This is a genomic window from Pseudomonas sp. MF5691 (genome assembly GCF_016405645.1).
GTDB classification, from domain to species: Bacteria; Pseudomonadota; Gammaproteobacteria; order Pseudomonadales; family Pseudomonadaceae; genus Aquipseudomonas; species Aquipseudomonas shahriarae.
This window is the reverse complement of sequence record NZ_JAEKDC010000001.1, coordinates 117002-142500: the sequence shown is the minus strand read 5'-3', so window position 1 is coordinate 142500 and position 25499 is coordinate 117002. Positions and strand designations below refer to the sequence as shown.

Below are 25499 nucleotides of genomic sequence, written 5' to 3'. Positions count from 1 at the left end.
TGCCTGTGGAACGGCCTGTGGATAACTTGAGCGTAACCGCCTGTAAGGCAGGCACCACATAGCATGTAGGAAGGTGTACGTTTTTTGATCAGGCAGTTTCGCGGTCCTCGGGTAGAATGCTCGCCCTACTTCGCCGAACCGCAGTCACCCCCATGCCTCAGATCCCAGCCCAGCCTTTTCACGTCACGATCATCGGCGGCGGCCCCGCCGGGCTGATGGCTGCCGAAGTCCTGAGCCAGGCCGGGGTCCGGGTGGACCTGTATGACGGCATGCCATCGGTGGGGCGCAAGTTCCTGCTGGCGGGCGTGGGCGGCATGAATATCACCCACTCCGAAGCCTACCCGGCATTTCTTTCACGCTACGCCGAACGCGCGTCGGACATTGCCCCCTTGCTGCGCCAGTTTGGTGCCGAGGCGTTATGCGAATGGATTCATGGCTTGGGCATCGAAACCTTTGTCGGCAGCTCCGGCCGTGTGTTTCCTACCGACATGAAAGCCGCCCCCCTGCTGCGCGCCTGGCTCAAGCGCCTGCGCGACCAGGGGGTAGTTATCCACACCCGGCATCGCTGGCAGGGCTGGAATGCCGACGGCGGCTTAATTATCCACAGCCCGGAGGGCGACAAGACTGTCCACAGCGATGCCGTACTGCTGGCCCTCGGTGGTGGCAGTTGGTCGCGCCTGGGCTCGGACGGCGCCTGGCTCAAGTTGCTGGAAGACCAAGGCGTGCCCTGCACCCCGCTGCAGCCCAGCAACTGCGGCTTCGAGGTGTCAGCCTGGAGCGAATTAATGGTGAGCAAATTCGCCGGCGCGCCGCTGAAAAACGTCGCCATAGGGTTGGCGGATGACAAACCCCGCCTGGGCGAATGCGTGATCACCGCGACCGGTATCGAAGGCAGTCTGATCTACGCGCTGTCGGCGCCGATTCGCGAAGCGATCCACCGCGACGGTTCAGCCACCGTGCACATCGACCTGCTGCCGGGCAAGCCGCTGGACAAGGTGCAGGCCGCATTGGCCAAGCCCCGTGGCTCACGCTCGATGAGCAAGCATTTGCACAGCCAGTTGGGCCTGGATGGGGTAAAGGCTGCGCTGTTACGCGAGTTGGCGCCCACAGGTCACTTCAATGATCCGGCGCAGTTGGCTGTGGATATCAAGGCACTGCCACTGACGCTGGTAAAAACCCGGCCGATGGATGAAGCCATCAGTACCGCCGGCGGCGTACCGTTTGAAGCGCTGGATGAGCGCTTGATGCTCTCGCAGCTACCGGGGGTATTTTGTGCCGGGGAGATGCTGGACTGGGAGGCACCGACAGGTGGGTATTTACTGACGGGGTGTTTTGCCAGTGGGCGGATGGCGGGGCGTGGCATGCTGGAGTGGCTCCAGCGCCGATAGTTGCGGGCAGCTCAGGTCCGCCTTCGCAGGCAAGCCAGCTCCCACATTTTGATCTGTGAACACATTCAAATGTGGGAGCTGCTTGCCTACGATGAGGCCCTGACAGACGCCAAAGAAGTTACTTCTTCTTACGCGGCCCGGTATTAAACACAGGCACTTTGCGCACCGGCTTGATCGACGGTTCCGCCGCCACTTCCCCGCTTTCCACCCACTTGCCCAGGTTGCGCTTACCGCCACCACCAGACGTCTTAGGCTTCTTCGGTTTTTTCGGCTTCTTCACCACCTGCCCGCTGGCATCGGTGTCGGGTACGCGGTGCTCCGGTTCGAAGTCCTGTTCCATTTTGCGGGTCAGGGTCTGGCGGGTCAGCATTTCGATGGCCGAGAGCATGTTCACTTCGTCGGCACACACCAGGGAAATCGCCTCGCCGGTATTGCCGGCCCGGCCGGTACGGCCGATACGGTGGATGTAGTCCTCGGCAACGATGGGCAGGTCAAAGTTGACCACCATCGGCAAATCTTCGATATCCAGGCCACGGGCCGCCACATCAGTGGCCACCAGGATCTGCACCTCGCTGGCCTTGAAACGGTCCAGTGCCCGCTGGCGCGTGGCTTGTGGCTTGTCGCCGTGGATGCCGTCGGCATTGATCCCCAGGCCTTGTAGCTTGTCTACCAATGCATCCACACCGTTGCGGGTCTTGGCGAACACCAGCACCTGCTTCCACTTGCCCTTGCGCATCAGATGCACAAACAGCTCCGCCTTGCGCTTCTTGTCCACCGGCACCACCCATTGCTTGACGGTGTTGGCAGCGACGTTGCGCGGGCTGACTTCGATGCTCAGCGGGTCAATAAGCATCTGCCCGGCCAGCAGGCGGATGTCATCGGAGAAGGTCGCAGAAAACAGCAGGGTCTGACGCTTTTTCGGCAGCATGCGGTAAATGTTCGCCAGCTCTTCGGAAAAACCCAGGTCGAGCATGCGGTCGGCTTCATCCAGCACCAGGGTTTGCAGCTGATTGAGTTTCAGCGCGTTCTGGCGGAACAGGTCGATCAGGCGACCAGGGGTGGCCACCAGCACGTCGACCCCCTTGCGCAGCTTCATCATTTGCGGGTTGATGCTGACGCCGCCATACACCGCGTAGGTGGTCAACGGCAGGTGCTCGGCGTACTGGGCGACGCTGGCGTGAACCTGCTCGGCCAGCTCGCGGGTCGGGCACAGGATCAGCGCACGCACCGAGTTGGCGGTGACTTTTGGCCCTTCCATGGTCAACCGTTGCAGGAGCGGCACGGCGAAGCCGGCAGTCTTGCCGGTGCCGGTCTGGGCCGCAGCCATCAGGTCGCGACCGGCCAGCACCGCCGGAATGGCTTGCGCCTGCACCGGCGTCGGGGTCTGGTAGCCAAGCGCCTCAAGGGCGCGCAGCAAGGGTTCGATCAGGCCAAGTGTGGCGAAAGTCATGTGTTTACCGTAGGAAAAATTCAGCGCAAGGGCGTAATGCGCGGCAGTTTACCTTATTTCCGGCTTCGGCTTGCGCCACTGGGGCAGGCTGATCAACAACACGGCGCTGATAATCACCAACATCGCCAGGGCTTCTTCCAGGCCAATGGTCTCGCCGACAAACACGATGCCCAGCAACACCGCCACCGCCGGGTTGACGTAGGCATAGCTGGTGGCCGCTGCCGGACGCACGTGCTTGAGCAGGTACATATAAGCGTTGAAGGCGATGATCGAGCCAAAGACGGTCAGGTAAGCCAGGGCCAGCCAGCCTTCCACCGGGGGCATCGCTTGCAGGTGCTCGCCCTTGAGTGCACTGCCGATCAACAGCACCACCCCGGCGATCAGCATTTCGGCGGCGCTGGCCATGGCGCCCTGGGGCAACGGCAAGTGCCGGCTCCATACCGAACCAAAAGCCCAGGAAGCGGCGGCAAACAACAGCAGCCCAGCGCCCAACGGGCTCGATTGCAGGTTGGAGCCCATATTGAGCATGGCAATGCCGATCATCCCCAGAATCACCCCGGCCCACTCCAGACGGGTATTACGCGCGCCCCAGAAATATCCACAGAGCAAGGTAAACAACGGCACCGTCGCCACGGCCAGCGCAGCGACACCGGAAGTCACGCCGCTGTGTTCAGCCACACTCACTGCGCCATTACCGAAGGTCAGCAGCAAGATGCCGATCATGCCCGCGGCCTTCCACTGCGCCCAGGTCGGTGCCGGCACCCCGCGCCAGCGCAGGTAGCCATACATCAGCGCCCCCGCAGTACAGAAGCGAATCCCCGCCAACATCAGCGGCGGCCAGTACTCCACGCCAATACGGATCACCAGGTAGGTAGACCCCCAAATCACATACAGCGCAAAAAAAGCTGCGATCAACGGTAAGGGAAAACGACGTGGGCCAGGCATGGGCAGCTCTGCAGCAGGACAAGGGATCGTTATTTTAGAAATCCACACCAGTAAACATAAGTTACAAAACCTGTTTAAAGCGCCCATACACTTTTCAAATCATGGTTATCAGGGCTATAAGCCTTGTATTCGAAAGCCCGCCATTGCCAGAGCCTTATTCATGGACAAATACGATCGCATGCTTCTCAGCGCCCTGCTCAAGGATGGGCGCGCCACTTACGCGCAACTGGCCCGCACCGTAAACCTCTCCGCCCCCGCCGTGGCTGAACGCGTGGCCAAGCTGGAGGCCAGCGGAGTGATCACCGGTTACCAGGCCAAGGTCGACCTGTCCAAGATCGGCCTGCCGATCCAGTGCACGATTGAACTGCGCTTGACCAAAAACGGCAGCCAGAAAGTCTACGACGCGCTGGCAGAAATCCCCGAACTGACCGAATGCCATCGGGTCACCGGCGACCCGTGCGTGATCATGCAGGCGGCGGTGGGTTCGATGCCGGAACTGGAAAGCCTGATCAACAGGGTGGCGAAATTCGGGTTCAGCAAAACCTCGATCATCTTGTCGAGCGCCGTAGAGCGGCGGTTGCCGTTGGGGTATTTGGAGGGAAAGAATGGCGGCGCCTGAGCGAGCGCTATCGCGGGCAAGCCCGGCTCCCACAGTTGACCCGATTGCCCGGACTGGATGCGATCCCATGTGGGAGCTGGCTTGCCTGCGATAGCGGTGTATCAGGCCAAAATATCTCAACTGACACACCACCATCGCGAGCACACCCGGCCCCACAGCTAACCCGATTGCCCGGGCTGGATGCGATCCCATGTGGGAGCTGGCTTGCCTGCGATAGCGGTGTATCAGGCCAAAATATCTCAACTGACACACCACCATCGCGAGCACACCCGGCCCCACAGCTAACCCGATTGCTTGGGCTGGATGCGATCCCATGTGGGAGCTGGCTTGCCTGCGATAGCGGTGTATCAGCCACGAATACACCAACTGGCCTACCCACACCCGACGCCCACATTTTGCTCTTTATCGTTCTGAGAATCGGGATCAGAACCCGCGATGTTTCTTCAGATGGTCATTGATCTTCGCTGCCGGCACTTTTTGCAGGCTGCACAGCAGATCATGGGTCAACTCGCGCAAGCCGTGGGTGCGGCGCAGTTCCTGGGCCAGGTGGGCGGTGAGGTTGGCCGCCATTTCAGCATCCGCCATCGCCCGGTGAGCCTTGCCGGTGTGGGGCAATTGCGCATAAGACGTCAGGGTGCCGAGTTTGTGGTTGGGCGCCGTGGGCATCAGCCGGCGGGCCAGGAGCAGCGAGCAGGCGAATTTTTGCAGGCGGGTGCGGCGGATCAGGCCCAGTTCGAAGTCCCAGAACTTCTGGTCGAACGCGGCGTTGTGCGCCAGTAGCGGCGTGGTGCCAACAAATTCATTGACCTCGTTCATCACCCGCTCGGCCGGCGGCGCGCTGCGCAGCATGGCATTGCTGATGCCGGTCAGCTGCTCGATAAACCCCGGCACGCGCACACCGGCGTTCATCAGGCTCTGGTAGCGGTCCACGATCTGGCCCTGCTCCAGGATGACCACGGCGATTTCCGTGGCCCGGCAACTGCTGCTCGGCGAGATGCCGGTGGTTTCAAAGTCGATGACCGCTATACGTTCCAAACCTGTTCCAACCCCATCTGAAAATCTATTTGAGCAACAACGCGCCTTCGATAGGCACGTAGCGACTGGCCGCGCGGATCAACGAATTGGCCGTCAGCCCCGGCACGCCGTAGGCCACGGCTTCGACGCCATGTTTATGGATGATGCGGTCGAGCAACATATCGAAATCGCCATCACCCGAGGCCAGCACCACTTCGTCGACATGGGCGGCGGCGTCCATGATGTCGATGGTGATGCCCACGTCCCAGTCGCCCTTGGCCGAGCCATCGCTGCGCTGGATGTACGGCTTGAGCTTCACGGTAAAGCCCAGGTTGCGCAGGATCTGCTGGAATTGCTGCTGCTTGCTGTCGCCACGGTCGATGGCATAGGCGTACGCCTCGACGATCTGCCCGCGCTGGCTGATATCGGCCCACAGGGCGGCGTAGTTGAAGTGGCAGCCATAGGCCTGGCGCACGGTGTAATAGAGGTTCTGCACATCGGCGAACACTGCAATTTTTTTCACCGTATATCCTCATCGCACTGGCGGACGTGATGGCCCGCAAAGGTCGCCAGTATGCCAGCCAAGAGGAGGTTTCCGAGAAAAATCAGACCGGGGCGACAGCGCGCCCCGGTTCAGTGGGTGTCAGACGAAGGAGTCGTCGTCGCCAAAGAAGGAAGAATCGTCGGCATAACCGCTGTCGGCGCTGTCATTGTCAGCGAAACGCTGCTCGTCATTGCCCCAGCCGCCGTTGTCACTGGCAGGCGCCGGCTCTTCGCGAACGATCTCTTCCACCACCTGCGGCTGCTGGTTGTGGCTGAACAGGCTGCTGATGCCTTGGGCCAGCATCACCCCCCCGGCCACCCCGGCGGCGGTTTTCAGGGCGCCACCAAGAAAACCACCACCTGCGGGCGCCGCCTGCTGGGGTTGCTGATAGTTCTGTTGCTGGGTGCCAAAGCTCTGTTGCGGCGTCGGCGCGCTGTTGAAGCCGGGCCGAGTCGGCTCGCGCCAACCACCCGCGCCAGAGGCCGGCGCGCTCGGCGCAGGCTGCGGCTCGCGGGAGCTGCCGCCAAAGATGCTCGACAGGAACCCACCACCGCTGGTGGCCGGCTGCGTTGTCTTGGCCCGTTGCAGTTCATCCTGCAATTGCTGGATCTGTTGCGCCTGCTGCTTGTTCTGCGCATCCAGGCTTTTGATCGCGGCTTCCTGCACCAGAATCGCCTGGGTCATGAAATACCCGGCGGCCGGTTGGCGAGTGATGTGCTCCTTGATCCGCGCTTCTGCCTGGGCGTCGCGGGGGGCTGAGTCCGTTTCGGCTTGCTGCAACCGTGAAAACAGTCCGTCGATCAGGGTTTGCTCTTCGCTGTTCATGGCGACCTCGTTAGATTGCCGGTAAAAATCTGCGTCCCGCCCGCAATGGGCAAGGTACGCCACCAGTAATGGGGCTGGCCCGCAGCGTTTCAATGATCTTTACCCAAGGTTTACGTTTGTCGGTGATCGGTTAAAGTGTCCGCTGCTTTTTCCGCCTGTGATGACTTTGATGAATCCGTTGACCGTTCTGCGCGACTCTTTCTACTTTTTCCAGCGCAACCTGGGCGCCATCGTGCAGTTGTGCCTGCCCTTGGTGATCCTGGAGGCCGTGCTGCAACAAGTGCTTGATCGCACCCTGGGCCCGGAGGCGTTTACCGGCTACAGCATGATCGTGGGTTTGCTGGTGTATCCGCTGTACACCGCCGCCCTGATCCTGTTTCTCGACGCCCGCAGCCGTGGCGAGTCGCCGCGCACCGCCGCCGTGCTGGCCATGGCGCTGACCTTGTGGCCACGCTACGCGTTGCTGACGGCCATGAGCACCCTGCTGATCCTGCTGGGGCTGTCGTTGTACTTCCTGCCGGGGCTGTGGCTGATGGTCACCCTGGCCTTCGCCGAGTACTTGCTGGTGCTGCGCGGAATGCCCGCGCTGGCGGCGATGAAGGAAAGTTTCCGTCTGACCCGTGGGCATTTTCTGCGCATCCTGATCTGCCTGTTGTGCGTGATGACCCCACTGTGGCTGCTCAAGGGTGCCAGCGTCGCAGCCTGGCCCGACCCGCAGAACCCGCTGCTGGCGGTGCTGATCGACAGTGCCCATAGCTTCTTGCAGCTGTTTACCAGCGTAGTGCTGTTCCGCCTGTTCATGCTGATCGCCGGTGATGCCGACGCTCGCTAACGTGCTCCCTGGGCTCCCGGCCACCGGTCGGGTATGCTCGGGGCCTGTCCCGCAGCGCCATAAGGCGAGCCGATGACCCGTTTACTGCGTAAAACCCTGGTAGGCCTGCTGATCCTCGCAGGCTTGCTGACGGCCCTGATCTACAGCCTGACCTGGCGCCCCGCCGACAAACAGACCCTACCCGTCAGCTGCGTGGCCCCGCGTGCGCCGACGCTGCTGCCCGGCCAGGCACTCAAGGTGATGACCTGGAACGTGCAATACCTGGCGGGCAAGAACTATGTGTTCTGGTACGACACCCCCGACGGCAGTGGCCCGGACGAGCGCCCCACCCCTGAAGACATGGCCTCCAGCCTGGACGAAGTGGCGCGGGTGATCCGTGACGAGCAACCAGACGTACTGTTGCTGCAGGAACTGGACGAAGGCGCCAAGCCATCCCACTACCAGGACCAACTGGCGCTGCTTCAGGAGCGACTGGTGGACCTCTACCCGTGCAGCGTCGAGGCCTTCGACTGGAAAGCCGACTTTGTGCCCGACCGGCATATCTTCGGCAGTGTCGGCCGCAAGCTGGTGACCCTCAGCCGCTACCAGATCGAACATGCCGAACGCCTGCAACTGCCGGTGGCCCCGGCCAACCTGATCAGCCGTCAGTTCCAACCCAAGCCCGCGCTGCTGCTCAGTTACCTGCCGTTGAGCGACGGCGGCCAACTGGCGGTGCTCAACACCCGCCTGGACAACGCCGCACCCGGCCACAGCGCGGTGCGCGAGCAGGTCGAGGCGACCATCAAGCTGCTGGATAAATTCGAAAGCCGGGGCACGCCGTGGCTGATTGGCGGGGATTTCAATCTGTTGCCCCTGGGGCAGTTCCTGCGCCTGGACGCCGACAGACGCGGGCAGTATTCGCCGGACAGTGAGCTGCATCTGTTGTGGGATAAATACCCGATGGTCCCCAGCAACAGTCAATCCAGCGGGATCGACCGCGCCCAGTGGCTGACCCACTTCCCCAATGACCCGGGCCTCGATGGGCCGGACCGTACGGTGGATTATCTGTTCTATAGCCCGAGGCTGAAGAAGGTTGAAGCGCGGGTGCGGCAGGACGATACATTGCGTATTTCCAATCATTTGCCGGTGATTGCACGGTTCCTGCTGCCCGCCGCGCAATAGCCCACAGCACACAACCCGATGTGGAATAGGGTTGGTGTAGGAGCTGGCTTGCCTGTGATAGCGCTGGGTCAGTTGGCCAGGTTCTGGCGGACAGATCGCTATCGCAGGCCAGCTCCCACATTCAGATATTAAGCATGATTACTTGCGCGGCTTGATCCGCGCGGTCGCTTCTGCCACCAACGGGTCATCGGGCCAGTAATGCTTGGGATACCGCCCCTTCAGATCCTTCTTCACCTCGGCGTAAGTACTGCGCCAGAAGTTCGCCAGATCCTGGGTCACCTGCACCGGACGCCGCGCTGGCGATAACAAGTGCAACTTCACCACCTGCCGTCCACCGGCGATGCGCGGGGTATCGGCCAGGCCAAACAGTTCCTGCAGGCGCACCGCGAGAATCGGCGGATGCTCGCTATAGTCCAGGCGTACCGATGAGCCCGAAGGCACCTTAAAATGATGGGGCGCCAGTTCATCCAGGCGCTGGGGCAGCGGCCAGGGCAGCAGGTTATGCAGGAAGCTGGAAAGATCCAGGTTGGCGAAATGGCTCAAGCGCGAGACCTTGCCCAGGTACGGCATCAGCCAATGTTCCAGGCTGGCGAGCAACGCGCTGTCACTGACGTCGGGCCATTCGCCGGGCTTGCCGGAGTCCAGTTGGCGCAGCAGCATGACACGGGCCTGCCACTGGCGCAGCTCCGGGGTCCAGGGCAGCAGTTCCAGGCCTTTGCGCCGCACCAGGTTGACCAGCGCCTGGCTGCGGGCGGACTCGTCCAGGCCGGTCAGCGGCTCGCGGCTGAGTACCAGTTCACCGACCTTGCGCTGGCGTTCGGCACGCAACACGCCTTCGCGCTCGTCCCAATCCAGCTGGTCGAAAGAGCGCACCTGTTCGGCCAATACCGAGTCGAACAGCGTCGGGTCGAAGTCTGCAGCCAGGTAAATCCGCTCTTCACGCTGGCCCTGGCGGCTGCCCAGGTCGGCGATGACCAGCCACGGCTGCTTCATCAGGCTGTCAGCTTCGGCAAACAGCGCGGCGCGCCCATTGGCCAGACGATATTCGGCACCGCCCGCACGGCGTTGTTGGGCCACCCGGTCCGGGTAGGCCAGCGCCAGCAGCGCCCCCAGCCAGCGCGGGTGATCGGGATCAGCCACCGGCTGTTCGGCCTTGCCTCTTAGATAGCCGCGATATTGCCGGGCCAATTGCCGGGCCCGCTGTACGCCGCCTTGAGTACCACGGGCGCGTTCCTCGCCGGACAACAAGGCCAGGCGACTGTGCACATCCGCACCGGCACCGCGCAAGATGTCGCGCTCGCCCAGCAGCGCGGCGACATCACACGCCATGTTCGCCAGCCCCAAGTCCTGGCCGCGCAACAACAAATGGGCGATACGCGGGTGCGCCGGCAGGCTGGCCATTTTCTGTCCGTGGGGGGTCAAGGTCGCGTCCTTGAGCGCCCCCAGGCGTTCGAGCAAGTCCTGGGCCTGGGCATAAGCGGCAGTGGGTGGCACATCGAGCCACACCAATTGTGCTGGCGTCACGCCCCAGCGCGCCAGTTGCAGGGCCAGGCCGGCCAGGTCTGCCGAGAGAATTTCCGCGCTGCCATAGGCCGCCAGCCCTTCATGCTGGTCCTCGGACCACAACCGATAGCACACGCCCGGCTCCAGCCGCCCGGCCCGGCCGGCACGCTGGGTGGCGCTGGCGCGGGAGATGCGCTGGGTGTCGAGACGGCTCATGCCGCTGCCGGGGTCGAAACGCGGAACCCGCGCCAGCCCGGCGTCGATCACCACCCGCACGCCATTGATGGTCAGGCTGGTCTCGGCAATGTTAGTGGCCAGTACCACCTTGCGCTTGCCCGCCGGCGCCGGGTCGATGGCCGCTCGCTGCGCTGCCAGGTCAAGCTCGCCATGCAGCGGGCACAGCAGCACATCGCCGCGCTCACCGAGGGCATCCGCCAACTGTTGATGGACCCGGCGAATCTCCGCCTGCCCCGGCAGGAACACCAGCACGCTGCCGGTTTCGTCGTGCAGGGCTTCAAGAATGGTCTGCACCAACCGCGGCTCGATAAATTCCCCAGGCTGGAACGGCCGCCCCCAGCGCATCTGCACCGGGTACATGCGCCCTTCACTGCGCAGGATCGGCGCGTCGTCGAGCAGCCCCGACAGGCGTTCACCTTCAAGGGTGGCGGACATCAGCAGGATTTTCAGCGGTTGTTCATCGCGAAACAGCTCGCGGCCATTGAGGCTCAGGGCCAGCGCCAGGTCGGCGTCGAGGCTACGCTCGTGGAATTCGTCGAAGATCAGCAGACCCACGCCATCCAGTGCCGGGTCATCCTGCAGGCGCCGGGTGAGGATGCCTTCGGTGACCACTTCAATACGGGTGTTGGGGCCGACCTTGCTGTCCAGGCGGATCCGGTAGCCGACGGTTTCCCCGACCTTTTCCCCCAGCTCACTGGCCAGGCGTTCGGCTGCGGCGCGGGCGGCGAGCCGGCGGGGCTCAAGCATCAGGATGGTTTGCCCGGCCAGCCAGGTTTCGTGCAACAGCGCCAACGGCACCCGCGTGGTCTTACCGGCGCCGGGCGGTGCTTCGAGCACGGCTTCATGGCGCGTCGCCAAGGCTTCACGCAAGGCGGGTAAAACATCATCGATTGGCAACGAATTCATACTGGCTCCAAAGCAGAGCGGCGAGTATAACGGCGAACGGCTGGATATCGGTGCTCTCTCAGGCGCGGCCATGTCCCTTTGGAAGGGCTCCCACATTAGAGGGGTGGCACCTGGTAGATCTGCTTTATAGTCACACCCTACAAGTGTTCAGGAGAGTCTCATGCGTATTGCTTCCCGTGTCATCGGCGGTGTTCTGGCCGTCACCCTGTTGAGCCAGCTGACGGCCTGCGGTTCGATTTTCTATCCTGATCGCCGTGGCCAGATCGACGGCAAGATCGACCCGGCAATTGCCGTGCTCGACGCGGTCGGCCTGCTGTTTTATGTGATCCCCGGCCTGATCGCCTTTGGCGTGGACTTCGCCACCGGCGCAATTTACTTCGAGCCCGGCAAAACCGCACAAGTGGCCCCCGAAAAACTGCAAGAAGCCATCGGCGCCGACGGCAAGGTGGATAACACCAAGCTGCAAACCATCATCGAGCACGAAACCGGCCGCAACCTGCCGCTGGACGACCCGCGCCTGATCCAGTTCAAGGGCAGCGTGCAACAACTCGCGTCCCTCGGCCTGCAACCTGCTGCGTAAGGACCTGATTGCCCCATGAACACCAGCACCGAACACGCCCGGCTATTGCGCCTGGCCACCCGCGCCTCGGTCGGCGTGGCCAGTATTCTGATTATCGGCAAAGCCATCGCCTGGTGGTTCAGTGGTTCGGTGAGCATGTTGGCCGGGCTGACCGATTCGCTGCTCGACGGCGTGACGTCACTGCTCAACCTGCTGGCGGTGCACTACGCGCTGCGCCCGGCGGATGATGATCACCGCTACGGACATGGCAAGGCGGAATCCCTGGCGGGCATGGCCCAGGCGCTGTTTATCGCCGGCAGCGCGGTATTGATCGCCTTCCAGGCGTACCAACGCCTGCAGCACCCGGAACCCGTGGGCGCGCCCTGGCTGAGTATTGCAGTGATTGTGATGTCGCTGGTGCTGACCGTGGCGCTGCTGGCCGTGCAACACCGGGTGATCCGCGAAACCGGCTCGAACGCGGTGCGCGCCGACTCGCTGCACTACCGTTCCGACTTGCTGCTCAATGGCAGCATTCTATTGGCGCTGGTGCTGGCGGCCTTCGGCTGGCATCAGGTCGATGCCTGGTTTGGCCTGGCGATCGCCCTGTACATCTTGTGGAGCGCGATCCAGATCGCCCGGGAAAGCTTTGCCGTGCTGATGGACGAAGAACTGCCGGCAGACGTCAGCCAGCACATGCTGGAACTGGCCTGTAGCGTGCCCGGCGTACTGGGTGCCCATGATTTGCGCACGCGGATTTCCGGCAACCACTGGTTTGTGCAGTTGCATCTGGAGTTGCCGGGGGAGTTGAGCTTGTCGGTAGCCCATGGCATCAGCGACCAGGCCGCCGATGCCATCCATCAGGCCTACCCACGGGCCGAGGTGCTGGTGCACGCCGACCCGCAGGAAGTGGTCACGGGCAGCAAGGCCTAGTAGGTCACCTGGTACCCGCGACTGCTCAGGCAGTTGCCCTGGGCCTGGCGGTAGGTTTGCACCACCGCCGGCGCAGGCGCGTAGGTGACGGTCTGGGGGTCGAAGCCACTTTGCTGCACCGCCCAGCGATAGCAATCGTAACCGTCCTGCTGCACCTGGGCGGGAGATTGGCCATTGGCGGGATAGGCCACTACGTCATACCCGTTGCCCTGGGGCGTCGGCTGCGGCGGCATGGCCACCGGCGGTTGCACCACCACGTACTGCTGGGTGCTGGTCTCGTAGCTGTAATAGGCGCCAGCGGCGAGGAAAAACAGCGCACTGCCGACCCACACTTCCCGCGCATAGTCCGGCAGGTAATGCACGCGGATCCCATAGGGTGGCGTGACTACGACGTAGCGCGGGCCCTGGGGCCGGTACCAATAGCCGCCCGAGAAAAAGTAATCCTGGCCGCGATAGGGCACACGGTAATTGCGGTCGGGGAAGCGGTCCACCGTGTAGCCGGGCCGATACTGCGGGCCGGGGCCCCAGCCGTTGCCATGGCCGTCGGGGCGGCCTGGCCAGCGGTTATCATTGGGGTGGCCGTTGTAGCCAGGCCGCGAGCCAGGGCCACCGGTTTGCCAATGCGGGTTGCCATCATTGCGCCGGGGAATGTCACGGTAGTTGCCCTGGCGCGGCTCCTGGGTCTGGCCCACGGAATCGGGCCGGCCCTGGATCGGCAGATTGCTCCCCGCCTGCGGTGCCGGGCGCGGCGCTTCATTACCTTGAGGGCGAGCCTGCCACTGGCCGTTCTGGCCGGCGCGCTCTACCGGTTGGTTTTGCGGGCGCGGCTGGCTGTGTTCCGGCCCCCGCTCACGCGGTCCACCACCGCCCTGCGGGCCTTGCCCCTGGCGGGGTGCGTTGTCTCGTTCGTCGGCCATCACCTGCGTGCCCAAGGTGACCATCAACACACCTACACCTGCCAAACGCCAGATGCGCTTCATGCTATTCCTCACTGCGGATTAGGGCCTGTGCATGAGACTGGAAAAGCCGGGCCCGGTTCTGCGACAGGTTATCAGTCACCAGCACAATTTTCGCCGGCAAAAGAAAAGGGGCGACCCGTCGGTCGCCCCTTGAGAACTTCGTCCTGGCTCAACGCTTATGACGTTGGCTCACCTCACGCCGTCTTGTGGACAGTGTGCAGCCCGGGGGCCGGCACAACCCGGTGGGGTTGGCGGGCCGCAGCCGGCCTGATCGGGCGGGCTGCTGTGGACTCTATGTCCGGGCAGTGATTCTGTTGGTAATCATAGGCGTGAGGGCCCGACAGATGATTGCGAAGATTGCGTCAATAAACAGTGCTTGCGCAATTTTTAACCCTGGATAGATAATTCGCAGCAATAGTTACGACAAAGGCCAGCCCCATGAGCAAACTTGACCGATACGACCTGAGTATTTTGGCGGAATTACAGCGCGACGCGAGGATCTCCAACCAGGAGCTGGCCGAGCGGATCGGCCTGTCACCGTCACCCTGCTCACGCCGGGTCAAGCAATTGGAGGACGACGGCTACATCTCACGCCAGGTCGCCCTGCTCGACCGCAAGATGCTTGGCCTGAGCCTCACGGCCTACGTGTTGATCGGCATGGACCGACACACGCCCGAACGTTTCGAGAACTTTGAAGCGGCGATCCGCACCTTGCCGCAAGTGCTGGAATGCAGCCTGGTCACCGGGATGGATGCCGACTATCAGCTGAAGGTGGTGGTGCCGGATATGGATCACTATCAAAAACTGCTGCTGGGGCACCTGACCCGGATTGAGGGCGTGACCAGCGTGCGCTCCAGCTTTGTGCTGAACCAGGTGCTCAACAGCACGGAGTTGCCGTTGACTCACCTGCGGACCTAAGACGCCCCACCCATCCCATGTGGGAGCGGGCTTGCCCGCGATAGCGGTCTTGCAGGCACACCGCTATCGCAGGCAAGCCAGCTGCCACTTTTTGCCCATGTTCAGGCAATGACATCAGGGTGCGACGCACCGACGCAGGTCAACTTTGAACCTGCCCCCTTGCCTTATACTCCGCGCCTGCCTTTGTCGGAAACTGCCCAATGAATTCGATTGACCCCGTGCTGTTTGAAGAATGGATGATGACCGGCCTGGTCACCATCCTGATCATTTTCATGGGCTTTATCGTCTGGGACCTGGCGAAGAAATCCAAGGCCGGGCGCTTTGGCTCGCTGATTCTGTTCTTCGTGCTGGGCCTGGGCGTGGCCGCGTTTATCATCAAGAGCGTGGTGATCGGCCTGATCGAGTCCGGGGCTTTATAAGCGCGCCGGCACTTCGCGGTACTGGCCTTGGCCCAGGCCTTCAATCGACCAGTCGCCGATTTTCACCCGCACCAGACGCAAGGTCGGCAAGCCCACGGCGGCGGTCATGCGCCGTACCTGACGGTTGCGCCCCTCGCGAATCACCAGCTCCAGCCAATAGGTCGGGATGTTTTTACGAAAACGTACCGGCGGGTTGCGGGGCCAGAGTGCCGGCTCGTCCAGTCGCCGGGCTTCAGCCGGCAAGGTCATGCCATCGTTCAACTCCACACCGGTGCGCAGACGTTGCAGATGCTCCTCGGTGGGCTCGCCCTCTACCTGCACCCAATAGGTTTTCGCCAGTTTGTGCTTGGGGTCGGCAATCCGCGCCTGTAACTGGCCATCGTTGGTCAGCAGCAGCAGGCCTTCACTGTCCCGGTCCAGGCGCCCAGCCGGGTAGATGCCCGGGATATCAATAAAATCCTTGAGCGTGGCGCGACCGCCTTCGTCACTGAACTGGGTCAGCACATCAAAAGGTTTATTGAACAGGATCAGCTTCGGCTCGGCCGGCGGTGCCTTGGCGACACGGCGAGCAGCGGCATGGGGAGGTTTCACGCCAGGGCGGCGCGAGTCAGGGCTTGCAGGACGGGACATGGCAATGGAACATCTAACGGTCAGGACCGACCATGCTAGTGGCCTGACCGTTAAATAACCACCCCGCTATTTAGCGGAACGGCGGCTCGTCAAAGCTGCGCAGTTTGCGCGAGTGCAACGAGTTGAGCTCGGTGCGCAACAAGTCCACCGCCTCGATACCGATCTTCAAGTGCTGGCTCACGGCCCGTTCATAGAACGCGTTGGCCGAACCTGGCAACTTGATTTCACTGTGCAACGGCTTATCCGACACGCACAGCAATGTGCCGTAAGGCACCCGCAAACGGTAGCCTTGCGCGGCGATGGTGCCGCTCTCCATATCCACGGCCACGGCGCGGGACAGGTTGATCAGCGGCCGCTCCTGGGCCCAGCGCAGTTCCCAGTTGCGGTCGTCGTAGGTCAACACGGTACCGGTGCGCAGGCGCTTTTTCAGCTGCTCGCCCTTCTCGCCCGTGACGTTAGCCGCCGCTTGTTGCAATGCCATCTGCACTTCGGCCAGGGCTGGGATCGGAATGTTCGGCGGCACCACGCGGTCGAGAATGCCGTCGCGCCGCATATAAGCGTGGGCCAGCACGTAGTCGCCGATGGTCTGGGATTGGCGCAGGCCACCACAGTGGCCAATCATCAGCCAGCAATGGGGACGCAGCACCGCCAGGTGGTCGGTGATGTTCTTGGCGTTAGACGGGCCGACACCGATGTTGACCAGGGTCACGCCGTGGCCGTCACTGGCCTGTAAGTGGTAGGCCGGCATCTGATAACGGTGCCAGACCACGCCTGCGGCAATGGCAGACGCTTCGCCATGGTCCATGCCTTTTTCGATGATCACATTGCCCGGCAACACCATGCGGATAAAGCGTGGGTCGCTGCGCAACTGTTCCAGGCCATGGACGATGAACTGGTCGACGTAGCGGTGGTAGTTGGTCAGCAGAATCCACGGCTGCACATGGCGCCAGTCGCTGCCGGTGTAGTGCACCAGGCGACGCAGGGAAAAGTCCACGCGGGCCGCATCGAACAGTGCCAGGGGCAGTGGGTCGGTGTTTTCCCAGTCATAAAGGCCATCGGCGATGCCATCGGTGGCGGCAGACAGGTCGGTGCTGGGGAACACCCGTGCCAGGGTCGCGGCCGTTACGCCGGAACCGGCCAGTTCATCGCCCTGCTCGACCACGTACGGATAAGGGATGTTCTGCTGGCTGACGCCCACTTCCACCGTCACGGTGAAGTCGTGCATCAGCGGCACCAGTTGTTCCAGCAGGTATTTGCGAAACGCTGACGGATGGGTGACGGTGACGCTGTAAGTGCCCGGCAACTGCACCTTGGCATACGCACGGGTGGTCTGTGGGACTTCGCCGTGGCAGTGGTAGGTCAGGCGCAGTTCCGGATAGCGAAACAAAGCACGCTGTGCGGCGTCGGGCTCGACGCGATCCTTGAGGTATTGCTTGAGGGCCTGGTTGAGCGCTCCGGTAGCACGCTCATGCAGAGCCGCCAGCCGGTCCACGGCCTCTTCGGCGGTTTGAACGACAACAAAAGCTTCGGTCACGGTAGGCTTCCTGTTTTCTTACATGCAGGAGGTCATCTTGCCTGCATCGCTGCCAGACGCAAACTCTGAATTGGAATGCCCACTGAAGATCAATGCAACCGCTGTGGGAGCTGGCTTGCCTGCGATGGCGGCGGATCAGCCAATATAGAGGTAGCTGACCCACCGCTATCGCAGGCAAACCAGCTCCCACATTTTTTACAGGGTTTATTCAGAGAGACGGAGTTGAGCGGGTGACGATGGCCTGCACATCCACGCCTCGTGGCAAGGTGCCATATACCCGCCCCGACGACTCGCCCAAGCGGCTGGCTATAAACCCATCGCTGACACTGGCATTGCCCGCCTCCAGCAGCAATTTGGCCTGCAGGGCCACGGCAATATCCTCGGTCAACTGCCGCGCCCGGTACTGGATATCCTGGGTGTCCATAAACGCCGACTTCAATTGCTCGATATGTCGGGCCAGGCGTTTATCGCCATGCCCATCGCCCAGTTCGACAAACAATGTCTCCAGCACACCGGGCTCTTTCGACAAGGCCCGCAGCACGTCCAGGCATTGCACGTTGCCGGAACCTTCCCACGTCGAATTGACCGGCGCCTCACGGTACAGGCGCGGCAGGATGCTGTCCTCGACATAGCCGGCGCCGCCCATGCATTCGGCGGCTTCGTTGATCATCGCCGGCGCACGCTTGCAGATCCAATACTTGCCCACCGCCGTCACCAGCCGCGCGAACTTGGCTTCCTGCTCATCGGCCAGATGGTCCAGCGCCCGGCCCATGCGCAGGCTCAAGGCCAGGGCCGCTTCACTTTCCAGGGCCAGGTCCGCCAGCACGTTCTGCATCAACGGCTGTTCACTGAGCACGCGGCCACCGACCAAACGATGGGCGCAATGATGGCTGGCCTGGGTCAGCGCCTGACGCATCAAGGAACTGGAGCCAACCATGCAGTCGAAACGGGTCATGGCCACCATCTCGATAATGGTCGGTACGCCACGGCCTTCTTCGCCGACCATCCACGCCAGGGCGCCACGGAATTCGACTTCGCTGGAAGCGTTGGAGCAGTTGCCGAGCTTGTTTTTCAGGCGCTGGATATAGAACTGGTTACGCGTATCGTCCGGGCGCTGCCGGGGCAGTAGGAAACAGGTCAAACCCTTGTCAGTCTGGGCCAGGGTCAGGAAGGCGTCGCACATCGGCGCCGAACAGAACCACTTATGGCCCACCAGCTCATAGGGTTGACCTGGGCCGCCGGCGCCCACGGGGTAGGCGCGGGTGGTATTGGCCCGGACATCGGTGCCGCCCTGTTTCTCGGTCATGGCCATGCCGATGGTTGCGCCGGCTTTATGGGCGATGCCGACATTGCGCGGGTCGTATTCAGTGTTGAGGATTTTCGGCAGCCAGGTGTCAGCCAGATCCGGCTGCAGGCGCAGGGCCGGCACGCAGGCGAAGGTCATGGTCAGCGGGCACCCCGTGCCGGCTTCGGCCTGGCTATGCAGGTAGGTCATGGCCGCGCGGGCGACATGGGCGCCCGCCTGGGGATGGGCCCAGGGCAGCGACGGCAGGCCATGCTCGACGGCGGTGCGCATCAGTTCGTGATAGGCCGGATGAAACTCCACCAGATCAATGCGGTGACCATAGCGATCATGGCTGTTGAACACCGGCTTGTTCTGATTCGCCAGGAACCCCGCCGCCATCAGCGGCCCACCCGCCAAGGCGCCATAGGCGTCGATGCGGGCCTCGGCCCAGCCTGCCCCAAAGCGCAGCGACCACTCCTGCAAGGGCAGGTCGAGGCGATACAAATTGGCGCCATCGAGTGACGGTGGCTGGTTGGTAACGTCGTGGGTTTCGGCGAACTGGTGCAGATTCATGACGGGCCTCCTGATAAAAGGCCGCGTTGATTGAGGCCTTGAATTCAGTTAAGCATCGTCACTGCGCTTAAAAAAGTGGCATAAGCGCCTAACTTCCGGCGCTTTCACCCTCTAACGGGCACAGCAGGCGGCGCTGCAACACGGCTTGCAACAGCTCGAAACGCACCGGCTTGAGCAACTGCTCGGTCGGGCCGACGCCGTGACAATGCTGGCGGGCGCTGCCTTGCAGGGCGTCGCTCAGGGCGATCACCGGCAGCTCGCCGCACCCTGGCAAGGCCCGGATCTGGCAGCACAGGGAGAAGCCATCTTCGGGCACATCCAGCAACACCGCATCAAACGCCCCCTCCTGCAGCATCGCCAGGGCCATGGGGCCACTGTCCGCGACTTTCACCCGGTAACCGAGCTTGAGCAACATGCCACGCAAGACCAACTGGGTGACGCAGTTGTCCTCCACCAGCAATACCGTGCAGTCTTGTGGCGCGCGGTGCAGGTCCACGGCCCGGGCCGGCTCCGGCGGCACCGCGATAACGGCCACCTCCAGCTGGAATCGGCTGCCCTTACGCGGTTCGGAATGATGGGTCAGGCGCCCGCCGAGCAACTCAATCAACTGCCGGCAGATCGCCAGGCCAATGCCCAGGCCGCCATATTCGCGGGTGGTCGAGCCGTCCACCTGGAAGAAGCGCTGATACAGGGTCGCCTCATCCAGTTGCGCAAAGCCAATCCCGGAGTCGCTAACAATAAACGTCAGATGCAAATGGCCATCCGCCTGGGGCAGGCCCACTACGCGCACGCGCACCGCACCGTCGTGGGTGAACTTGAAGGCGTTATCCAGCAGGCATTCCAGGCACTGCATCAGTTTGCCTGCATCGCCGTCCAGGCGATCCGGCAACTCACTCGCCACGTCGATGGAGAACGCCAACCCCTTGCTCTGGGCATTGCCCAGGAACTGCTGACGCAAGGTATCAAGTACCCCGCGCAGGCTGAACACCTGCGGTTGCACACTGAGGCGACCGGCTTGCAACTCGGTGAGGGTGAGGATGCCATTGACCATGCGCATCATGTCCCGCGCAGAGCCGGCGGCGGTTTGCTGGTACTGCGCCAGGTCGCCGGCCAGAGGCTCGGTCTGCATCAGTTCCAACGACCCAATCACCCCGTTCATCGGGGTGCGCAGTTCATGGGTCAGGGTCGCGAGGAATTCGTCTTTCAACTGGTTGCTGTGGGCCAGTTGCTGGTTGAGCACTTCCAGTTTCTGGCTGGCATCAAACAGGATTTGCGCCTGCTGTTCGCGCATCGCGTTGATCCGGTCGGCCAGGGCCAGGGACAACAGGGCGACTTCAATGGCCGAGCCGATCTGGCTGGAGTACATGGTGAGAAACACATTGGGCAGGTAGCCCAGCACCATCAGCGTGTTGATCACCCCGCCGATCAGGAACGCCGACCAGGCGATGATGAAATACCGCGCCACACGCTGGCCACAGCACCAGGCCTTGATCCCGGCGACAAAGATGGTCACGGTGAAAACCAGGGCTAGCGCGGTCGCCAGGCGCAGGGCCAGGGCGTAGCTGGTCATCAGCGACAACACCATCACCACCGCCCCCGTCCCCACCAGCACCAGCAGCACCCGGTCCAGCCAGCGGCTGTAGAGAGCAGTGTGCAGGAAGCTGCGGGCAAACAGGCTGCCGAACAACGCGGAGGCGCCGATCAGGAACGGCGTCGCCGCATTCGCCCACCAGGGGTTGTCGGGCCAGAAATACTCCACGGCCGCGCCATTCACCGAGAGCTGGTACATACCGAACGAGGCGATATAGAGGATGTAGTAGAGGTAACTGGTATCGCGCACGCTGAGGTAGATAAACAGGTTGTACACCAGCATGCCCAGCAGCACACCGTAGATCAGGCCCAGCACATACAGGCGCAGCGGCTGATCTTCCAGGTAGGCGGTGCTCGACAACAGGGTCAGCGGCGCCTGGATCGAACCCTCGCTTTGCAGGCGCAGATAGAGGGTTTTCTGCTCGCCCGCACTGAAGTCGACGGTGAACAGGTAATTGTTCTGGCGAATCTCACGGCTGGCAAAGGGCAATGCATCCCCGGTACGCCCGGCCAGGCGATAGTCGCCGTCACCCTCGGGCAGGTACAACTCAAGATGATCAAGGGGCGGATAGGCCAGCTCCAGCAGCCAGGTGCGCAGGGCGTCGGGATCCTTGGGCAGGTAATGCAGGTCGACCTTGAGCCAGAACGCCGAGCGCGAATAGCCGGCATTCAAGGTGTCTTTATCGTGCGGGGTGTAGCGACTGGCGAGTGCCGCTGAACGGGCCTCGGCGATGGTGAGATTGCCGCTTGGATCTTCGAGTACTTGCATGACCCGGCCCAGGGGAAGACTTCGGGTGGTTTCATTGAACTCGACGGCGCCGGCCAACAGGGGCAGCCCGCACAAGAGAAACATCAGCAAATAGCGCATAGAGCCCCAGCGTGGCCTGTCCGGTTATGTCAAAAGCCCCCCATTCCTTTTGAGATGACGTACACCGGCGATACATTTAAGTTGTTTGGATCCACTCTAGCATAGCCGGTAAAGGCCAAAAGACACCATTGAAATAATTTTTTGAAAGGCTCTAGACCGGGCCTTTCAGCGCACTAATTGCTAGAAATGGATGATGGCTTATAGCCATTCCCGGTGTGTTTCAGCGTCAAATACCAGCACTGCCCAACAGCCACGCAAAAAGCGTTTGGTGGTAAGCTCGCGCACCATGAATATCTACAGCTCTCGCCCCGTTGTCCTCTGTCTCTCCGGCCATGATCCCAGTGGTGGCGCCGGCTTGCAGGCAGATATCGAAGCCCTGCTCGCCCAAGGCTGTCATGCGGCCCCGGCCGTGACCGCGCTGACCGTGCAGAACACCGTGAATGTCAGCGATTTCCGCGTGCTCGACCGCGAGTGGGTATTGGCCCAGGCCAACGCCGTGCTCGGTGACTCCGAAGTCGCGGCGGTCAAGCTGGGCATGCTCGGGTCCACGGTGATGGTCGATACCGTGGTCGAACTGCTCCAGCAGCACCCGCACCTGCCGGTGGTCTGCGACCCGGTGCTGCGCGCCGGCGGCGGCGGTAGCCTGGGCAAGGACGAGGTCGGCTATGCGATGCGCGAGCGGCTTTTGCCCTTGTCGCTGATTGCCACGCCCAACCTGCCTGAGGCGCGCATCCTCGCCGAACTGCCCAACGGCACGGCGGATGAATGCGCCGAGAAACTGCTGCCGTTTATCAAGCACCTGTTGATCACCGGCGGCCATGGCGACGAGCATGAGGTGCACAATCGCCTCTACAGCCGCGACGGCACACGCCACACGTTTACCTGCCAGCGCCTGCCCGGCAGCTATCACGGCTCCGGTTGCACTCTGGCCAGCGCCCTGGCCGGCCGCCTGGCCCAGGGTCAAAGCCTGGCCAGCGCCGTGGAGTCGGCACTCAATTACACCTGGCGCACCCTGCGGGACGCCGAACAACTGGGCCAGGGGCAATTTGTGCCGCGTCGCCTGCCATTGGATTTCTGTTCGTAATATCAAGGGGCCTACTCGATGAAACTACGTGGCCTGTACGCCATTACCGACAGCCAACTATTGGCCGGTAAGTTCCTGTCCTACGTCGAGGCCGCGCTGGAAGGCGGCGTGACCTTGCTGCAATACCGCGACAAGAGCAGCGACGAGGCCCGTCGCCTGCGCGAAGCCGAGGCCCTGCGTGAACTGTGCTCGCGCTACAAGACCCACCTGATCATCAATGACGATGCCGAACTGGCCGCGCGCCTGGGCGTCGGCGTTCACCTGGGGCAGACCGACGGCCCGCTGACCCCGGCCCGGGCGTTACTCGGGCGCAATGCCATTATCGGCTCCACCTGCCACAGTCAGATCGAACTGGCCGAACAGGCTGCGCGCGAAGGTGCCAGCTATGTTGCCTTTGGCCGCTTCTTCAACTCCACGACCAAACCCGGTGCACCCGCAGCCACCGTTGAAATGCTGGCCCAGGCCCGCGCGCGCCTGCAGGTGCCGATCTGCGTGATCGGCGGCATCACCCTGGAAAACGCCGCGCCCCTGGTGGAGCACGGTGCCGACCTGCTGGCAGTGGTCCACGGCCTGTTCGGTGCCGACAGCCCCCAGAACGTGACGCGCCGCGCCCGCGCCTTCAACGAACTCCTCAAATCCTGAATTCAGAGAGCCTGCCCATGTCTCGTTCCGAAACGTTGTTTGCCAATGCCCAGAAACACATCCCCGGCGGTGTGAACTCCCCCGTGCGTGCGTTCAAGAGCGTCGGCGGCACGCCGTTGTTCTTCAAGCACGCCGAAGGCGCCTACGTCACCGACGAAGATGACAAGCGCTATGTGGACTACGTGGGTTCCTGGGGCCCGATGATCCTCGGCCACAGCCACCCCGACGTGCTGGACGCAGTGCGCAAGCAGTTGGAACACGGCCTGTCCTACGGCGCGCCCACCGCCATGGAAACCGAAATGGCCGACCTGGTGTGCTCGATCGTGCCGTCGATGGAGATGGTGCGCATGGTCAGCTCCGGCACCGAAGCGACCATGAGCGCGATTCGCCTGGCCCGTGGGTTCACCGGCCGCGACAGCATCATCAAGTTCGAAGGCTGCTACCACGGCCACTCCGACAGCCTGCTGGTCAAGGCCGGCTCCGGCCTGCTGACCCAGGGCGTTCCGAGTTCGGCTGGCGTGCCAGCTGCGTTTGCCAAGCACACCCTGACCTTGCCGTTCAACGACATCGGCGCCGTCGAGCAAATGCTCAGCGAAGTCGGCCAGGAGGTGGCGTGCATCATCGTCGAGCCGGTGGCGGGCAACATGAACTGTGTACCGCCGGCCCCGGGGTTCCTCGAAGGCTTGCGTGAGCAGTGCGACAAACACGGTGTGGTATTGATCTTCGACGAAGTGATGACCGGCTTTCGCGTTGCCCTCGGCGGCGCCCAGGCTCACTACGGCGTAACGCCGGACCTGAGCACCTTCGGCAAAATCATCGGCGGCGGCATGCCGGTAGGCTGCTTCGGCGGCAAGCGCGAGATCATGCAGCACATCGCGCCGCTGGGCCCGGTCTACCAGGCCGGCACCCTGTCCGGTAACCCGCTGGCCATGGCCGCCGGCCTGACCACCCTGCGCCTGATCAGCCGCCCTGGCTTCCATGCCGAGCTGAGCGCCTACACCACGCGTTTGCTGGACGGCCTGCAACAACGCGCCGATGCAGCGGGTATCCCGTTCGTCACGACCCAGGCCGGTGGCATGTTCGGCCTGTATTTCAGCGGTGCCGACGACATCGTGACCTTTGACGATGTGATGGGCAGCGATGCCAACCTATTCAAGCGTTTCTTCCACCTGATGCTCGAAGGTGGCGTGTACCTGGCACCAAGTGCCTTTGAAGCCGGCTTCACCTCCATCGCCCATGGCGACGCCGAGCTGAAACTGACCCTGGATGCTGCCGAGCGCGCCTTCGCCGCACTGAAGTAAGACAGCCACAACCTGACGTCGCCCCTGGCGGCGTCAGATTTGTTACCTTGCTTACAGAAATTTCCTCGTTTTTTCGAGAAAACACCTGCAATCCGGCAGATAACTTGCCCACGCAGCAGAAAAACGAGTAAAGACTTTGTAAGCAGAGGCCTGCTTATTTCATAATGCGCGCTTATTGGATCCCCACGTGGCTCCACGCGCCCCGTCAGAGGTAAGTCGATTCCCATGAAACGCACCGGCCGCACCCTGGTTCTGGGCTGCCTGTTGCTCCTTCAACCGCTGCTTGCACATGCACAAGCGGGCGGCAACTCGTTGTTGATCCCAGCGATGGGTCGTTGCACCCTCAATACTCAGTCCGACAGCCAGGCCGAGGCGCTGAGCGCCTGCCAAACCCTGGCCGATGGCGGGGATGCGCAGGCGCAATACGAGTTGGGCGAATTCTTCTACGACGACAAAAACCCTGCCCGCGACCTGAACAAAGCCTTGAGCTTCTTCGAAAAAGCCTCGCTGCAGGGTCATGCCCAGGCGCAATTCAAGCTGGGCAGCATGTTCTTCCATGGCGAAGGCGTGCCGGCCAACAACGTGCAGGCGTATATCGTGCTGAAGATGGCGGCGGTCAACGGCGCCGAAGATGCGCTCGACACCGCAGACGAAGTGGCCGAGCACATGCAGCGCGACGAGCTGGAAGTGGCGACCCAGGTGCTGGGGCAGATTTTCCGCAATTACCTGCAGGAATTGCAGAGTGCGGACGGGCGTTCGCCCTTTTCGCCGCTGCCCTGACCT

At 62.5% G+C, this 25499-nt stretch carries 23 protein-coding genes; 12 read left to right on the top strand and 11 right to left on the bottom strand.

The genetic code is table 11. From position 1 onward, the window contains the following. Positions 1 to 152: 152 nt before the first annotated feature. On the top strand, positions 153 to 1388 hold the full coding sequence (locus JFT44_RS00675) for a TIGR03862 family flavoprotein (RefSeq protein WP_057958362.1): 1236 nt from the start codon (positions 153 to 155) through the stop codon (positions 1386 to 1388). A 118-nt stretch (positions 1389 to 1506) separates the two neighbouring features. Here JFT44_RS00675 and JFT44_RS00670 read toward each other — a convergent pair whose 3' ends face one another. Next, positions 1507 to 2838, bottom strand: a complete 1332-nt coding sequence (locus tag JFT44_RS00670) for a DEAD/DEAH box helicase (RefSeq protein ID WP_057958361.1) — start codon at positions 2836 to 2838, stop codon at positions 1507 to 1509. 48 nt (positions 2839 to 2886) lie between these two features. After that, positions 2887 to 3783 (bottom strand): drug/metabolite exporter YedA, encoded by an 897-nt coding sequence (gene yedA, locus JFT44_RS00665; protein ID WP_057958360.1) that lies wholly within the window; start codon positions 3781 to 3783, stop codon positions 2887 to 2889. A gap of 160 nt (positions 3784 to 3943) precedes the next feature. Here yedA and JFT44_RS00660 point away from each other — a divergent pair, with 160 nt between their 5' ends. Further along, positions 3944 to 4402: an Lrp/AsnC family transcriptional regulator gene (locus tag JFT44_RS00660; RefSeq protein WP_057958359.1), complete on the top strand. Its 459-nt coding sequence runs from the start codon at positions 3944 to 3946 to the stop codon at positions 4400 to 4402. Positions 4403 to 4825: 423 nt separating this feature from the next. Here JFT44_RS00660 and JFT44_RS00655 read toward each other — a convergent pair whose 3' ends face one another. From JFT44_RS00655 to JFT44_RS00645, 3 genes are all read right to left on the bottom strand, one after another. Beyond that, positions 4826 to 5437 carry a PolC-type DNA polymerase III gene (locus JFT44_RS00655; protein ID WP_057441176.1) on the bottom strand — a complete coding sequence of 204 codons (612 nt, stop codon included), beginning with the start codon at positions 5435 to 5437 and terminating at the stop codon, positions 4826 to 4828. Positions 5438 to 5462: 25 nt separating this feature from the next. Further along, entirely contained in the window at positions 5463 to 5939 is a 477-nt protein-coding gene (locus JFT44_RS00650) for an NYN domain-containing protein (RefSeq protein ID WP_032861784.1), read from the bottom strand. 120 nt (positions 5940 to 6059) lie between these two features. Next, positions 6060 to 6785 (bottom strand): DUF2076 domain-containing protein, encoded by a 726-nt coding sequence (locus tag JFT44_RS00645; RefSeq protein WP_198830282.1) that lies wholly within the window; start codon positions 6783 to 6785, stop codon positions 6060 to 6062. 169 nt (positions 6786 to 6954) lie between these two features. On the opposite strand from JFT44_RS00645, the gene JFT44_RS00640 reads away from it, so the two are divergent. Both JFT44_RS00640 and JFT44_RS00635 read left to right on the top strand, forming a co-directional pair. After that, on the top strand, positions 6955 to 7617 hold the full coding sequence (locus JFT44_RS00640) for a YciC family protein (protein ID WP_198830281.1): 663 nt from the start codon (positions 6955 to 6957) through the stop codon (positions 7615 to 7617). A gap of 72 nt (positions 7618 to 7689) precedes the next feature. Next, on the top strand, positions 7690 to 8778 hold the full coding sequence (locus JFT44_RS00635) for an endonuclease/exonuclease/phosphatase family protein (RefSeq protein ID WP_115129061.1): 1089 nt from the start codon (positions 7690 to 7692) through the stop codon (positions 8776 to 8778). 138 nt (positions 8779 to 8916) lie between these two features. Here the strand turns inward: JFT44_RS00635 and hrpB are convergent, their stop codons facing one another. Further along, positions 8917 to 11424, bottom strand: coding sequence for an ATP-dependent helicase HrpB (hrpB, locus tag JFT44_RS00630; RefSeq protein ID WP_198830280.1), 2508 nt, complete (start codon positions 11422 to 11424; stop codon positions 8917 to 8919). Positions 11425 to 11584: 160 nt separating this feature from the next. Here hrpB and JFT44_RS00625 point away from each other — a divergent pair, with 160 nt between their 5' ends. Both JFT44_RS00625 and JFT44_RS00620 read left to right on the top strand, forming a co-directional pair. Beyond that, the gene (locus tag JFT44_RS00625; protein ID WP_057439025.1) at positions 11585 to 12004 is read left to right on the top strand and encodes a hypothetical protein; all 420 of its coding nucleotides are present in this window, start codon (positions 11585 to 11587) and stop codon (positions 12002 to 12004) included. 15 nt (positions 12005 to 12019) lie between these two features. Further along, a complete protein-coding gene (locus JFT44_RS00620; protein WP_057439024.1) occupies positions 12020 to 12913 on the top strand; it encodes a cation diffusion facilitator family transporter in 894 nt (297 codons plus the stop codon). Here JFT44_RS00620 and JFT44_RS00615 read toward each other — a convergent pair. Then, positions 12910 to 13893, bottom strand: coding sequence for a DUF6515 family protein (locus JFT44_RS00615; RefSeq protein WP_170044019.1), 984 nt, complete (start codon positions 13891 to 13893; stop codon positions 12910 to 12912). The genes JFT44_RS00620 and JFT44_RS00615 overlap by 4 nt on opposite strands. Positions 13894 to 14310: 417 nt before the next feature. On the opposite strand from JFT44_RS00615, the gene JFT44_RS00610 reads away from it, so the two are divergent. After that, positions 14311 to 14790 carry an Lrp/AsnC family transcriptional regulator gene (locus tag JFT44_RS00610; RefSeq protein ID WP_003176264.1) on the top strand — a complete coding sequence of 160 codons (480 nt, stop codon included), beginning with the start codon at positions 14311 to 14313 and terminating at the stop codon, positions 14788 to 14790. 209 nt (positions 14791 to 14999) lie between these two features. After that, positions 15000 to 15209 carry a DUF2788 domain-containing protein gene (locus JFT44_RS00605; RefSeq protein ID WP_057439039.1) on the top strand — a complete coding sequence of 70 codons (210 nt, stop codon included), beginning with the start codon at positions 15000 to 15002 and terminating at the stop codon, positions 15207 to 15209. Here the strand turns inward: JFT44_RS00605 and JFT44_RS00600 are convergent. The 4 genes from JFT44_RS00600 to JFT44_RS00585 form a co-directional block, all read right to left on the bottom strand. After that, positions 15204 to 15839 (bottom strand): pseudouridine synthase, encoded by a 636-nt coding sequence (locus JFT44_RS00600; RefSeq protein WP_233098268.1) that lies wholly within the window; start codon positions 15837 to 15839, stop codon positions 15204 to 15206. The genes JFT44_RS00605 and JFT44_RS00600 overlap by 6 nt on opposite strands. A 70-nt stretch (positions 15840 to 15909) precedes the next feature. Continuing rightward, the gene (gene amn / locus JFT44_RS00595; protein ID WP_057960680.1) at positions 15910 to 17373 is read right to left on the bottom strand and encodes an AMP nucleosidase; all 1464 of its coding nucleotides are present in this window, start codon (positions 17371 to 17373) and stop codon (positions 15910 to 15912) included. 208 nt (positions 17374 to 17581) lie between these two features. Beyond that, positions 17582 to 19231: an acyl-CoA dehydrogenase family protein gene (locus JFT44_RS00590; protein ID WP_120734188.1), complete on the bottom strand. Its 1650-nt coding sequence runs from the start codon at positions 19229 to 19231 to the stop codon at positions 17582 to 17584. Between the two features lie 88 nt (positions 19232 to 19319). After that, complete coding sequence (locus tag JFT44_RS00585; RefSeq protein ID WP_198830279.1) at positions 19320 to 21689, bottom strand: 7TM diverse intracellular signaling domain-containing protein; 2370 nt, start codon at positions 21687 to 21689, stop codon at positions 19320 to 19322. 286 nt (positions 21690 to 21975) lie between these two features. On the opposite strand from JFT44_RS00585, the gene JFT44_RS00580 reads away from it, so the two are divergent. The 4 genes from JFT44_RS00580 to JFT44_RS00565 all read left to right on the top strand — a co-directional run bounded on the left by JFT44_RS00580 (position 21976) and on the right by JFT44_RS00565 (position 25496). Continuing rightward, a complete protein-coding gene (locus JFT44_RS00580; RefSeq protein ID WP_120734190.1) occupies positions 21976 to 22773 on the top strand; it encodes a hydroxymethylpyrimidine/phosphomethylpyrimidine kinase in 798 nt (265 codons plus the stop codon). A gap of 18 nt (positions 22774 to 22791) precedes the next feature. Then, on the top strand, positions 22792 to 23415 hold the full coding sequence (gene thiE / locus JFT44_RS00575) for a thiamine phosphate synthase (protein ID WP_128592775.1): 624 nt from the start codon (positions 22792 to 22794) through the stop codon (positions 23413 to 23415). Positions 23416 to 23432: 17 nt separating this feature from the next. Next, positions 23433 to 24716, top strand: a complete 1284-nt coding sequence (gene hemL, locus JFT44_RS00570; protein WP_057439018.1) for a glutamate-1-semialdehyde 2,1-aminomutase — start codon at positions 23433 to 23435, stop codon at positions 24714 to 24716. Between the two features lie 225 nt (positions 24717 to 24941). Continuing rightward, positions 24942 to 25496 carry a tetratricopeptide repeat protein gene (locus tag JFT44_RS00565; protein WP_057439017.1) on the top strand — a complete coding sequence of 185 codons (555 nt, stop codon included), beginning with the start codon at positions 24942 to 24944 and terminating at the stop codon, positions 25494 to 25496. Positions 25497 to 25499: the final 3 nt, after the last annotated feature.

What these genes read in the sequence shown, in the direction of transcription:
- JFT44_RS00640 (WP_198830281.1), top strand. Translation starts at nt 6,955, where the DNA reads ATGAATCCGTTGACCGTTCTGCGCGACTCTTTCTACTTTTTCCAGCGC.
- JFT44_RS00620 (WP_057439024.1), top strand. Translation starts at nt 12,020, where the DNA reads ATGAACACCAGCACCGAACACGCCCGGCTATTGCGCCTGGCCACCCGC.
- JFT44_RS00615 (WP_170044019.1), bottom strand. Translation starts at nt 13,893, where the DNA reads ATGAAGCGCATCTGGCGTTTGGCAGGTGTAGGTGTGTTGATGGTCACC.
- hemL (WP_057439018.1), top strand. Translation starts at nt 23,433, where the DNA reads ATGTCTCGTTCCGAAACGTTGTTTGCCAATGCCCAGAAACACATCCCC.
- JFT44_RS00670 (WP_057958361.1), bottom strand. Translation starts at nt 2,838, where the DNA reads ATGACTTTCGCCACACTTGGCCTGATCGAACCCTTGCTGCGCGCCCTT.
- thiE (WP_128592775.1), top strand. Translation starts at nt 22,792, where the DNA reads ATGAAACTACGTGGCCTGTACGCCATTACCGACAGCCAACTATTGGCC.
- JFT44_RS00590 (WP_120734188.1), bottom strand. Translation starts at nt 19,231, where the DNA reads ATGAATCTGCACCAGTTCGCCGAAACCCACGACGTTACCAACCAGCCA.
- JFT44_RS00660 (WP_057958359.1), top strand. Translation starts at nt 3,944, where the DNA reads ATGGACAAATACGATCGCATGCTTCTCAGCGCCCTGCTCAAGGATGGG.
- JFT44_RS00625 (WP_057439025.1), top strand. Translation starts at nt 11,585, where the DNA reads ATGCGTATTGCTTCCCGTGTCATCGGCGGTGTTCTGGCCGTCACCCTG.
- JFT44_RS00675 (WP_057958362.1), top strand. Translation starts at nt 153, where the DNA reads ATGCCTCAGATCCCAGCCCAGCCTTTTCACGTCACGATCATCGGCGGC.
- JFT44_RS00580 (WP_120734190.1), top strand. Translation starts at nt 21,976, where the DNA reads ATGAATATCTACAGCTCTCGCCCCGTTGTCCTCTGTCTCTCCGGCCAT.
- JFT44_RS00645 (WP_198830282.1), bottom strand. Translation starts at nt 6,785, where the DNA reads ATGAACAGCGAAGAGCAAACCCTGATCGACGGACTGTTTTCACGGTTG.
- JFT44_RS00600 (WP_233098268.1), bottom strand. Translation starts at nt 15,839, where the DNA reads ATGTCCCGTCCTGCAAGCCCTGACTCGCGCCGCCCTGGCGTGAAACCT.
- yedA (WP_057958360.1), bottom strand. Translation starts at nt 3,783, where the DNA reads ATGCCTGGCCCACGTCGTTTTCCCTTACCGTTGATCGCAGCTTTTTTT.
- JFT44_RS00610 (WP_003176264.1), top strand. Translation starts at nt 14,311, where the DNA reads ATGAGCAAACTTGACCGATACGACCTGAGTATTTTGGCGGAATTACAG.
- JFT44_RS00585 (WP_198830279.1), bottom strand. Translation starts at nt 21,689, where the DNA reads ATGCGCTATTTGCTGATGTTTCTCTTGTGCGGGCTGCCCCTGTTGGCC.
- JFT44_RS00565 (WP_057439017.1), top strand. Translation starts at nt 24,942, where the DNA reads ATGAAACGCACCGGCCGCACCCTGGTTCTGGGCTGCCTGTTGCTCCTT.
- JFT44_RS00635 (WP_115129061.1), top strand. Translation starts at nt 7,690, where the DNA reads ATGACCCGTTTACTGCGTAAAACCCTGGTAGGCCTGCTGATCCTCGCA.
- hrpB (WP_198830280.1), bottom strand. Translation starts at nt 11,424, where the DNA reads ATGAATTCGTTGCCAATCGATGATGTTTTACCCGCCTTGCGTGAAGCC.